The 12,357-nt window shown below is 43.2% G+C and carries 9 protein-coding genes; 7 read left to right on the top strand and 2 right to left on the bottom strand.

The annotated features are described in order from the left end of the window. Positions 1-345 precede the first annotated feature (345 nt). Together BLS65_RS00555 and BLS65_RS00550 are read left to right on the top strand one after the other, a co-directional pair. A complete protein-coding gene (locus tag BLS65_RS00555) occupies positions 346-1,110 on the top strand; it encodes an SDR family oxidoreductase (RefSeq protein WP_092434131.1) in 765 nt (254 codons plus the stop codon). 194 nt (positions 1,111-1,304) lie between these two features. Beyond that, complete coding sequence (locus tag BLS65_RS00550; protein ID WP_092434127.1) at positions 1,305-1,886, top strand: MarC family protein; 582 nt, start codon at positions 1,305-1,307, stop codon at positions 1,884-1,886. 158 nt (positions 1,887-2,044) lie between these two features. On the opposite strand, the gene BLS65_RS00545 is transcribed toward BLS65_RS00550, so the two are convergent. Further along, a complete protein-coding gene (locus BLS65_RS00545) occupies positions 2,045-3,121 on the bottom strand; it encodes an Ldh family oxidoreductase (protein ID WP_092434123.1) in 1,077 nt (358 codons plus the stop codon). Positions 3,122-3,355: 234 nt separating this feature from the next. On the opposite strand from BLS65_RS00545, the gene BLS65_RS00540 reads away from it, so the two are divergent. Next, on the top strand, positions 3,356-4,072 hold the full coding sequence (locus tag BLS65_RS00540) for a CBS domain-containing protein (protein WP_092434121.1): 717 nt from the start codon (positions 3,356-3,358) through the stop codon (positions 4,070-4,072). A gap of 251 nt (positions 4,073-4,323) precedes the next feature. Here the strand turns inward: BLS65_RS00540 and BLS65_RS00535 are convergent, their stop codons facing one another. Then, entirely contained in the window at positions 4,324-5,073 is a 750-nt protein-coding gene (locus tag BLS65_RS00535) for an NADPH-dependent oxidoreductase (protein ID WP_092434120.1), read from the bottom strand. A gap of 273 nt (positions 5,074-5,346) precedes the next feature. Between BLS65_RS00535 and BLS65_RS00530 the strand changes: the two genes are divergently transcribed. The 4 genes from BLS65_RS00530 (at position 5,347) to BLS65_RS00515 (ending at position 12,204) form a co-directional block, all read left to right on the top strand. Continuing rightward, on the top strand, positions 5,347-5,781 hold the full coding sequence (locus BLS65_RS00530; protein WP_092434118.1) for an RrF2 family transcriptional regulator: 435 nt from the start codon (positions 5,347-5,349) through the stop codon (positions 5,779-5,781). A 41-nt stretch (positions 5,782-5,822) separates the two neighbouring features. Beyond that, positions 5,823-7,595 carry a BamA/TamA family outer membrane protein gene (locus BLS65_RS00525; RefSeq protein ID WP_092434115.1) on the top strand — a complete coding sequence of 591 codons (1,773 nt, stop codon included), beginning with the start codon at positions 5,823-5,825 and terminating at the stop codon, positions 7,593-7,595. Positions 7,596-7,733: 138 nt separating this feature from the next. Next, positions 7,734-9,431 (top strand): DUF5018 domain-containing protein, encoded by a 1,698-nt coding sequence (locus BLS65_RS00520; RefSeq protein WP_092434113.1) that lies wholly within the window; start codon positions 7,734-7,736, stop codon positions 9,429-9,431. Between the two features lie 220 nt (positions 9,432-9,651). Next, positions 9,652-12,204, top strand: coding sequence for a T9SS type A sorting domain-containing protein (locus tag BLS65_RS00515; protein WP_092434111.1), 2,553 nt, complete (start codon positions 9,652-9,654; stop codon positions 12,202-12,204). The last annotated feature ends 153 nt before the right edge of the window (positions 12,205-12,357 follow it).

Here is a 12,357-nt window from a genome sequence, read left to right as displayed (position 1 = left end):
CATTTATATGAATCTACTTCACAGCAGATTACAAACTTCAGAATATTATTAAAAACAATAACGATCAGACGAGACAACGCATATTTTCCGTAAAAGATTCATTGCTGCTAAAAAACAGGTTCCTATATCAAGGAATAGTCCTACTTTTGCACCTCATTTCAGTCGATGGTTGGGATCGGCAAATAACCTTGATCTGCTTTTGAATAATTATGGTCAGTTTGTGAATAAAACAAGGCAACAAGGCGTGTATCTGCTTTTCTACGCAGCCGAAAATAAACGGCCGTATTCTCAAAACGTTGAGAAAAACAAATTCAAAGAATAAATACAAAAAAACATAATAAAACAATGAAGAAACTTGCATTAGTAACTGGAGCCACGTCTGGAATAGGCAAAGCTACGGCAATGCTTTTGGCCGAAAATGGATACAGCTTGATTCTTACCGGAAGAAGAGCAGAGTTGCTCGAATCGGTAAAGAAAGAAGCGGAGATTAAGCACAAAACCGAAGTTTTGGCCCTTAATTTCGATGTGAGAGATAAGGAGGCCGTGGCAAGTGCAGTTGAATCTCTTCCTGAGCGCTGGAGGAAAATTGATGTGTTGATTAATAACGCAGGCTTAGCTGTGGGCTTAAACCATATTCAGGATGGCGTGATTGACGATTGGGATAGAATGATCGATACCAATATAAAGGGGCTACTTTACATCACCCGTGCGATAGTTCCGTTAATGATTGAAAGAGGCAGTGGACATATCATAAACATTGGGTCCATCGCAGGAACCGAGGTATATGAAAACGGTAATGTTTATTGTGCTTCGAAGCATGCAGTGGAAGCTATTACAAAGGGCATGAGGATTGATCTTTTGAAAGAAGGAATCAAGGTTTCAGGAATTAGACCGGGTATGGTTGAGACAGAATTCTCCAGCGTAAGGTATAAAGGCGACGATGAACTCGCAAAGAAAACCTACCAAGGAATTAGCCCGCTCTTTGCAGAGGATATTGCACAGACCATACTATTTGTGCTAAATCGTCCTGCACATGTTAATATTAACGACTTGGTGATAATGCCTACGGCACAAGCTAGTGCAACCTACGTTAACCGTGTTGTCCAATAGCAATTATCCGACTACGATACAAAAGCTCCGATTTCCGGGGCTTTTTTTTGTTACAAGGCGAATTACATTGGCTATAAGCGATATATTCCAGCAACAAACCTCATCTAAAAATAGGCTAACGCCCACCTTGAGGAGATACTACAAATTCTATTTACCTTTGCCTCGAAGAAAGATTCCCTCAAAACCGTTTTTCTATGCTTGAATTTAAATTTATTGAGTTGGTTGGCGCCTTTGTTGTGCTGTTTGCAATTATCGACATTCTTGGTGCTGTTCCTATTATCATTAGCCTTCGCAATCAACAGAAAGTGATTAAGGCCGAAAAAGCGGTCTCTATCTCACTCCTTATATTCATAGCCTTCCTTTTTGTGGGTGAGATTATTCTTAATCTATTTGGGGTAGATATTGCTTCCTTTGCCGTGGCTGGATCGCTGGTAATTTTTGTGCTGGCCATAGAGATGATTTTCGGCGTAGAAATTTTCAAGCACGAAACCACCTCATCGGGAGCCACTATCGTGCCCATTGCCTTCCCCCTTATCGCAGGCCCTGGGGCAATTACAACTCTACTCTCAATTCGTGCCGAGTACCATACAATCAATATCATTGCAGCCCTAATCCTTAATCTGCTTTTCGTATATCTAGTGCTACGAACCGTAGACCGCGTGGAGCGTATTGTTGGTCAAGATGGCATTTTCATTCTCCGGAAATTCTTCGGAGTAATTCTTTTGGCTATTGCCGTTAAACTCTTTGCCAAGAACGTAGTGATTATGTTCTCTTAAAAAATCAGAAGAGAGAGATAGTTAAATTCAACGAAAAAAGAGAAGTTATTTTAAGCAAGGAATAGCAAAACGCAGTAATCATTGCAACAATAATAGGACGAAAAATAAGAAGAGACGCAGTAAACCTGCGTCTCTTCTTATTATCCTAATAATAGTTACTACTCCATCCGAAACGGCACATTGAGCTTTTCGGCAATTTCGGCCAAATCTTTAATAACCGGAGCAATAAGTTTAATACCCTCCTTGGTAATTCGCTCCTCAAACAACCGCTCGGGATCACCGGGAATCATAACTGGAGGTTGACCCTCAATTCCTTTTGCGTTACGGAAGGTCTCAATCCATTGATCCATCTTCCCTTTAAAATCTTCGGCCGGACGGAAGGCATCGATGCGCATAGCGCCAAAGAAGTGACCAAGTCCGTCTCCTACACTTTGCTCGAGTAAAGGCAAATAGGCAACCTGAGGCGGAACGAATGGACCAAAATTGGCACCAGAAAAAACTGCAGAAAATATATCCACCAACGAACCCATGCAGTATCCCTTGTGGCTGGCATGGTCGGCACTTCCACCAAGCGGCAAAATTGCACCACCCTCCAACAGGATATCCGGTTCGATACTTGGGTTGCCATGCTTATCCTGTACAAACCCAAAGTCAAGTTTCTCCCCCTTCTTTCCCATAATTGCGAGTTTGCCACGAGCAATTGGGGTAGTTGCAAAGTCGGCGACAAAAGCAGGCTGATTCAGCGTTGGAATAGCCACTGCAATAGGGTTCGTTCCCAACAGCTTACTGGTGGAATAGGTAGGCGCCACGAGGGGATTTGCGTTGGTCATGGAAATACCAACCATGTCGTGCTCAAGGGCCATCATAGAGTAGTATCCAGCAATTCCAAAATGGTTCGAGCCCTTGGTTGCCACCCAACCGGTGCCAACATTTCGTGCCTTCTCAATTGCAATTTCCATACTCCGCTTTGCCGCCACTGGGCCTAAGGCACCATCGCCATCAACGGTAGCAGTGCTAGGCGTTTCATGAATAATCCTTACTTTAGGCGTTACGTTTATGCGGCCAGCTTCCACCAACAGATAATAATCTTTTACCCGCATCATACCATGCGAGGAGAGCCCGCGCAACTCTGCTTTTACCAGTAATTCGGCAACCACTTTTGCATCGGAGGGCGGACAACCCATCTGCTCAAACAATCGAGCCGTAAATGCTTCTAGATATTGATGAGTATACATAATTTGCTTCGTTTTACTTTAATAATTGGACAACAAAGGTAAAAAAGATTCCATAGGAAGTTTGACCGACAGGCTGGAATTAGAGGCGATAAAGATTAATTTGCCCCTAGAAAAAGTTGCAATTATGGGCAAAACTCAAATGGGCAAGAGGATAATGCCGTATCAATATCTCGCAGCGGAATAATACCCAACGGCAATTTTACCTACCTTCACCCATTCCAAATAAGACACGACATGAAACAGCAATTGAATTCAGCCATATTCATCGATCTATTTACCGAGATTGAGCAAAAACTCAGGGAGATTTGCGACGATCGCTACCACGCAGGCTTTACCGAACTTGTGCGAAAAGCAAGGGCGTTTCATCCGGCGATACAGAGATACGCCAACGATTTAAGAGAATTTGCTGAACTCCGCAACGCCATAACCCATACCCGCCGCGAGAACTTTGTTATTGCTGAACCACATGACGATATTATAAAGGAAATTCGGAAAATTCGGAACATGCTGAATAACCCGCCGAGGTTAAACAGCCTGCCTATGAACAAACCATACTACACCACCCCCACTACCCCGGTAATGGATATGCTGAAGACATTTGCCGAAAAAGGATTTGTGCGCTGCCCTGTAGTAGATAAAGATCGGGTAGTTTGCCTGATAACGGCGAAAACGCTTGCAAAATGGCTAACCGAAACCATCGTTACCAATACAAATATCGAAAAGGCGCTTGTGTCAAGTTTAATCCCTTTTACAAATATTCGAGATTTTGCGATTGTCCCTGCCAACGTAGATATTCTGACTGTTTACAACATGTTTAAGCGGTCGATGAAAGATGGAAACTACATACAATCCATTCTAATAACCGAAAACGGGAGTGCCGCTAGCCCTCTTGTTGGCTTATTTACTCCCAGCGACCTGCCAAAGATAGTAGAGCTAATGGATATGGACTAAGCGAACCTTTCTAAGCGCAAACGGACTAAATTGTGAGGAATGCCGCGATTCTTTAATCCAATTCGTGGCAGATGCCTCACATCACGCTAGCAATAGAATTGGTTGACTAACTCTAGGTTGTCATCAAAAATGGCCATTCAGTAATTATCCATGTCTAGTCTTAGGGAATACTGACACCAAATTTAATGAAAGAAAAAACGCTTTAGAGGTTATCCAAAGCGCCCAAATCATAAGAAAACCTGAGAGTTCACCTACTCCTCATTATTCATAAATCCCTGATCGTGCAATACTTTAAGGAACGCCTTTGAAAAGGCAACATTATCCTTCTTGGTATAGCGATTGTCTGTAAAGATTTGCGCCAATGTCTCTTTTTTGTTTTCCTCTAGCAGCTGTTTGGTGGATGGCATTGCCTCCTTCTCTGCATAGAGCCTATTGATATCGTCGGGAGAATAGTCGTGGTAAACCTCACGATGCACAACGGCCTCCAACGGTAACCGATCTGTGAGTTCTGGAATCGTTTCGGGATACCCAACCACCGCTGTGGTAATTGGCACTACACCCTTGGGCAGACCCAGCACCTCAATGATTTTAGCAGCCGTATAGGTAGTTGTGCCGAGATAGCAAATACCTAACCCTTTATCCTCAGCGGCAATGCACACATTTTGTGCAGCAAGCAGGGCATCGATGGCAGCGGTAGTAAACGATAGAAAGTTGTCATACCCCGGAGTAGCCTTGCGCTGTTCGCACCACTTGGAAAAGCGATTAAAATCGGCACAGAAAGTTAGCACAACCGGCGCCTGTGTAACCATTGCCTGATTGAAATGGCAGGGAGCCAACTGCTTCTTAATCTCAGCATCGGTGGTTACCACAATGCTATACACCTGCATGTTTCCAGTGTTAGACGCTCTTGTTCCTGCCAATAGTATCTCATTCAATATAGCATCATCAATTCTGTTGGTCTTATACTTACGTATGGAACGATGGTTCATTATTGCCTTCATAGTAGTCTGTTTTTATTACTACAAAGGTAAGAAAATGAGGAAAGAGTATAGAGAAGTTTACAAATTAGAGATTGAATCACCTAAAATATTCCTAAATCGAAGCAAAAACCGCTAGAGAATAAGCATATAGAAACAGATTAATATCCCTTAATTGTATTGCATTAGATCCAACCATAAACCAACTCGCATCAAAGAGAGTAGATTGTTAGAGAACATATTCCCATTAGAAATAAAAAAATTGCGTAGTTTTATATCGAATAAAATTATACGGCTTTGATTTCAAGAAAAACACGGTACGCATTAATGGCACTACTCCGATTGGCTAAGGAGTATGGCAAAGGGCCTATTCAGATTGCCGAAATTGCCAAAGGTGAATCCATTCCCCAAAAATTTTTGGAGTCGATTCTCAACGACTGCAAAAAAATGGGCGTAGTGCAGAGCAAAATGGGTAAAGCCGGAGGCTATTTTCTGATAAAACCCCCTGTAGATATTGACTTGGCTACCATCTATAACCATTTTGAAGGCCCCGCCGCCATGCTTTCCTGCGTAAGCGACAAATACTATGAACCCTGCGAATTTGGTAGGAACGAGGAGCATTGCGGCATATGCAAAACATTCAAGAAAATAGATGCCCAAACCAGTGCCATTCTTAAATCGACCAACTTACAATCGATAATTGATGAGGACCAAACAGGATACTATAAATAATCACGGGACCGTTTAATCATGGACAGTAAGGATGATTAGGAATGATTTCGACAATACAAAGAACCCAGTTATTCTCTAAAACCAGCATTATAATTAGGTATTGCACAATTGGAAGAGTTGTCTTTTTATCTATTTTACTCGGACTGCTCATTGGCACCAATAACCTCAACGCTCAAAGCGGATACCCCATTCGCATCATAAATGCTGAGACCAACGAGATTTACAAAAATATAATCCTTCCATCCTTCGATTCTCTTGCCATTGCTCAAACAATCCAACGGGTAGTAATTAGCCTATGGGCAAAAGGTTATGCCGAAGCAGGGATCGACTCTGCGACCATAGATTCCACACAAGCAAAGTTTTCCCTTCATAAAGGAACCCGTTTCAAAACTGCTAAGTTTAAAATTGTAGCTCCTTCCAAAGTGCTCCAAAATCTTCCCTTTTATATAAAGGTACACAACGTTGGTTTGCTATCCCTAACCTCCGCCACTGATGCGCTACTCAATAGCACCGAAAACCAAGGATACCCATTTGCAACCTTTACGCTCGATTCGGTAGCCGTCGACGGCAATAAAATAACAGGACTGCTCCGCCTGATTCCCGGCACTTTCGTAGTCTTCGACACCCTAATCATAAAGGGACAGTTTAGGGCGAACCGCTCATACCTCAACTATCTTCTGGGTATTAAAAAAGATGAAGTATACCGCGAACGATTGGTGAAACAAGTGAGTTCCACCATTACCAGATTGGGATATCTCGCCGAGCAACGCCCTGCCGAGCCTGAATTTATTCCAAGAAAAGCACGCATCTACATTTATCTCCGTCAGCGAAAAGCCAACCAGGTAAGCGCACTCATTGGCCTAGCAGGCAAAGAGAATGGCGGCATGACATTTAAAGGCGATGCCGACCTAAAGCTAATCAATACGCTTAACCTTAGTGAGAAAATCGAACTTCACTGGCGAAAGTTGGAGGCGAATGAGCAAAAATTCGACGCCTCAGTAACCTTTCCTTGGCTTGGAATTGGCGGTTTAGGAAGTTCTGCGGGTATAGCCATTTATCGCCGCGACACTACGCTACTGGTGGTCAATCCAACGCTAGCACTCAACTGGAGCATACCCGGGGGCCACACAATACAAGCCTTCGTCAATATCCGAAAAGTTGCCACCAATGGGCGAATAACCCTACCCGGATATGGCACAAGCAACGCAACCCTTTACGGACTCGGCTACAACTTTGAAAAAACAAAAGGCACCCTTTTTCCCATTGCTGAGATGAAGATGGCCACCAAGGTAAGCGTGGGTAGCCGCAGCGCCGACTACCCCACCGAGAACCAAACTGTCCTATCCCGCAAGTCAACCGCTTTTGGATTAAACTTTCACGCCAGTCTTTACCGGAGTTTAGTCGGCCCGTTTGGCTTATATGCTGGATACACGGGGGCGGCAATCGGTGCTTTTGGTGGAAATGGGTATAATCAACTTTTCTACAACGAACTTCTCCAGGTGGGCGGCTACGGCTCATTACGCGGATTCAACGAAGAATTCTTTTGGATATCGTCCTACCACGTAGGCACTGCCGAAGCCCGTTTTTACTTCGAAAGCGAGTCGTTTGCATTCCTTTTTGTGGATAAAGGGTATCTCGAGCGAAACTACATTGGAGGATTTCAAACCTTTTCGCCCACTGGCATTGGCGTTGGAACACAACTGGAGATGGGGAATGGACTTTTCCGGCTGGCCTACGCCCTTGGAAGCACCAACGGAGCTACGCCCAAATTTAAGGAGGCGAAGATACACTTCGGGTTTACTGCTCGGTTTTAAAATCGAAAAGCAACATTACCCAAGCACCGAAATTGTCACCGAAATTCTTAATGGCACGACACCCCCTGTCGGTATATTGTAGTTACCTTGCCACCACATTACCAAACTTTAGTCATTACAACGATATTAGGCCCAACTATGCGGAAACTTTTACTCAACGCGCAACTTTTACTACTGTTTGGTGTGCTTCTTAGCAGCAACGCAATAGCACAGATTGTGACTTTCGATTTTGCAGGTAAAACAGGTAGCGAACTGTCGGTTGCTTCGAACTACAACGATGCAAAACTGACTCCGTCCACCATTACAAGAGGCTCTGGCATAACGGCCGGGAACAATGCTGATCGTTTCAACTCTACCGGATGGGCTGCAACTTCGACCATTGATCTTACCGACTACGTTGAATTTACAATCACCCCAGCAGCCCGAAAAAAGTTTACCATCAGTGAAGTTGTGTTACAACACCAACGTTCCGCAACAGGCCCAAAAACCTTTGTGATTCGCACTAACCTCGACAACTATGCCACCAACGCCTGCACCGAGGTTGTCATTGCCGATGTTACCTCTACCCTAAGTTCCATCTTCACACTAAATCTGCCTTCACAAAACCAACCAGTCATCATAAGACTATACGGATATAATGCGGAAGGAACAACTGGGTTAGGATCATGGGGGCCTGAAGGGCCCAATGACGATATTATAGTAAATGGCACGACAGATATTGATGTGCTGAACACCGAAACAGACATTACCAGCTTTTCTATTCCTCAACAGACCAGTCCGGCAACCATAAATCCAACAAACCATACCGTAAACATTGAAGTGGCCTACGGAACTTCAGTTACCGCACTGGTGCCAACAATTGGAGTTTCCGATGGGGCAACAATTTCGCCAAATAGTGCAACTGCACAGAACTTTTCTACTCCGGCTACCTACAACGTAACTGCCGAAGATGGAGTAACCAAGCAGCCATGGACAATTACTGTTTCGGTTTCAACTGTTGAACCCGGACCAGCAATTACTTCCCTAACACCAACAAACAAAGAAGTTGGCGTGGCCACGAATACTGCTTTAAGCATCACATTTAACACGGGCATTCAAACGAAGAGCGGCTTTATAAGAATATACAAGGCCGTAAACGATCAAGAAATAGCCGCAGTTAATGTAGCCAATACCACTATAAAGGGGACAGTAGCCGAAGTCATTCTTACTACGGCCCTCGAAATAAATTACTCCTACTATATAAAGGTAGATCAAGGAGCGTTTTCGAACCTAAATGGTGTAAATTTTGAAGGCATAGCAAGCGATATAAGGTGGCAATTCACAACAAAACAAGTAAGTAGCGATGCAACCATATCATCTAAAATATACACAGTTAATGGAACGGCGGGAACTATTACCAACGTACCCGAAAACACAACCATAGATGCATTCAGGAGCAACTTAACGCCTGCCCTAAATGCCACCTTTGAAGTATACAACAATGCAAGGGCAGCAATTGCAACCGACCTGAATACCGGATATACAGTTGTGGTAACGGCTCAAGATGGAACAACAAAAAAGACTTATACTATTGCACTCATAACAGGTATAAAGTCCAACGAAAGTGTTTTGGTAAGCGCCTACCCCAACCCATTCAGTAGCACCTTTACAATTACCGCAGGAAGGATTATAAACAACGTCTCTATCTCGAATTTGCTTGGCCAAAAGGTATTAGACCAGACAGTCAATCAATTGGAGAAACCTATTTATATGTTAGATGTTCCAATGGGAGTATATATAGTAACCGTTAATCTTGATAATGGAACCAGCACCAAGTTGCGTATGGTAAAAAGATAGGCCGCGAAGATGCTAGATCGATGAAAACATCACCTTTATAACACGCTCACCGTTAACGCACACCGAAATAGTTACACTAATTTAACACTAATTTTCCATATTTTATTGGGAATTCACCCAACTTGGCGTAACTTGTTTTCCCTTTCCACCCAAAAATAACGGGGGTAAGAACCTAAAAATGAACACCAAACAACTTATATTCACCTAACAACCTTAAATTATGAAGCTAAAAACTTTACTCACAACCACACTCACCTCACTTATGCTAGTCACTACGGTGATTAGTGGTATGGGGCAAGCAATTTTCACAGAAACCTTTAACTACGCCACCCCTGCTTACGTTGGAGGTAATGGTGCCGCAGGAACTACTTCCAATGGATGGACTACCCATAGCGTAACAGCCGGACAAACAACCACAGTCGACATTCAAGATGGCAGTTTATCCTATAGTGGATTAGCCGCTTCTGTTGGAAATAAGGTTCTTTTATTTAGCAATGCAAATGCAACTTCAAGAGATATTAATGCAGGCTTTACTACGTCATCTGCAAATGCAATGTATTTCTCAGCGATAGTTAATATAGTTGATAATTCACAAATTAATACTACGGGTGACTACTTTATGGCCTTTGGTGCTACGTCTGGTACTTCTGTGACATCTTTAGGCGGTCGCCTTGGTATTAGATCAACAAATACTGGCGCGAATTTCAGATTTTGCATACAAAACATATCGACAGGTACTACTACCTATACTGATTATGCGACAGATTTAACTTACGGAACGTCCTATCTTGTTGTAGTTAAATTCGATAGAAGCACAACCCCTACAACTGCAACCTTATGGGTTAACCCAACTACTTTGGGCGGTTCAGAACCTGCAGGTTCTGTTTTCAATAATTCTGGAACGGCATCATTTACTGCTTTTACATCAATTATGTTAAGAAATTCGAGTACTACTCCAAAAGCAGAGATTGATGAGATTCGCGTTGGAACAACCTTTGCAGATGTTACCCCAGTGGGAGTTGATGCAACTGCCCCAGTAGCTACCTTTAATCCTACTGCTGCCGCAACCGGAGTTTCTAGCGCTATAGTACCTACCATCACCTTTGATGAGGCTATTCATAACACATCTGATGGTTCCCTTGTAACTGATGCTGATCTAACCTCGCTTATTACTTTTACTGAAACCAGTGCAGCAGGAACTGCTGTTCCTTTCACCGCTACTATTGGCGCTGCCAGCAAGGTTATTACCATCACCCCTAGCGCAAGCCTTACACCAGGACAGCTTTACTACTTGGCCGTTGCCCCTGTGCAGGATGCTGCAGGAAATGACACTACTTCTCAGAGCATCACTTTTACTACGGCAGCCACATTAAGCACTGCAACAAACATTACCTTGTTTAATCTTGCCGGTATTGCTGGAACCATTGATGCTACAGCCCATACAGTAAGCGTAGTGCTACCTTATGGTACCGCTATTACCGCTATTGAACCAATCATCACCCTTTCGTTAGGTGCAAGTGCAAGTCCTACAGGTGTTCAAAACTTCACCTCCCCAGTTACTTACACTGTTACTGCGGAAGATGGCATTACTATTATGCCTTGGATAGTTACCGTTACCTTCACTGCCCCTGAATTCACCGCCACCTATCCAAAATCAACAAACATTGGTAAGAACCAATTCGATGTTGTGGTAAATTTAAAGAGCGCAGCAAAGGTTTACTTCCTCAAGCTAGCCTCTGGAGTTGCTGCCCCTGTTAGCGCTGATATCAAAGCAACAGGAACAATGATGGATATTACAACTGCGGCTACCGATTTCAATTCAACCATTACCGGTTTGGAGGCTAGCACTACCTACGATGTGTATTTTGTAACCGAAGACAACGCAGGAACCATACTAATGTCCACCCCAATTAAACGTTCATTTACCACTGGAGCCGGCATGCTAACAATCCACGACATTCAATACACAGTGAATGCTTCGGGCGATTCTCAGTATAAAGACCAAACCGTTACTACTTCAGGTATTGTAACAGCAATTAAGTTAAATACAACTTCAGGAGCACAATCTTCATTCTACATTCAGGATGGTGCTGGTGAATGGAATGGTGTTTTAGTTTATGTAATGACTCCAGCTGTTGCATTAGGCGACAAGGTAACTGTAACCGGTAAACTTGTAGAATATAACAAATTAACAGAATTCGAGGCCACTTCAGTTGTGACAATAGACAACTCTAATAACCCACTTCCTGCTGCAGCAGAAATCACCACAGCAGCAGCGAGCGGCGAAGCCTATGAAAGCGTTCTTGTAAAGGTTAAAAATGCAAATTGTGCTAGTGGGTCAGCTGGTGTATTTGTGGTTAACGACGGATCTGGTGATTTAACTATTCACAAATCTCTCTTCGCCACATTAGAGTTAGCAATTAGCAGCAAATACGACATCACAGGTGTTATGGCTTGGTATAATTCAAGTAATATTTTCGAATTATACCCACGAAGCGCTGCCGATGTAGTCCTTGTTACTGGTATCGCTAATAACGAAGTTATTGCTACCAGAGCATTCCCTAATCCATTCAGCAACGATTTCACCATCAATGCTGGTAAGGTGGTTCGCAACGTAACCGTTTCGAATATGCTTGGCCAAAAGGTTATGGAAAGAGCTTACAGCGAGTCTGAAATCTCGGTTCCAACCTCTGATCTACGTTCAGGCATTTACCTCGTAAATGTTAAGTTCGAAGATGGCACTACTACTACCCTTCGCATGGTGAAGAAGTAATATTCGACCAAAATGATTTAAAAAGGCCCTGCAAACGCAGGGCCTTTTTTTCAAGCCAAACATTTTCATCATTCGTGAAATTATATCAACTACTTAACGAATAGGGTTTTACATATTAAATTGAAAGCGTGTGATATCATTGATGAAAAGCAC

It is taken from the genome of Williamwhitmania taraxaci (assembly GCF_900096565.1).
Taxonomy (GTDB): Bacteria; Bacteroidota; Bacteroidia; order Bacteroidales; family Williamwhitmaniaceae; genus Williamwhitmania; species Williamwhitmania taraxaci.
The sequence above is the reverse complement of the archived record's forward strand: the minus strand, read 5'-3'. Positions and strand labels throughout refer to the sequence as shown.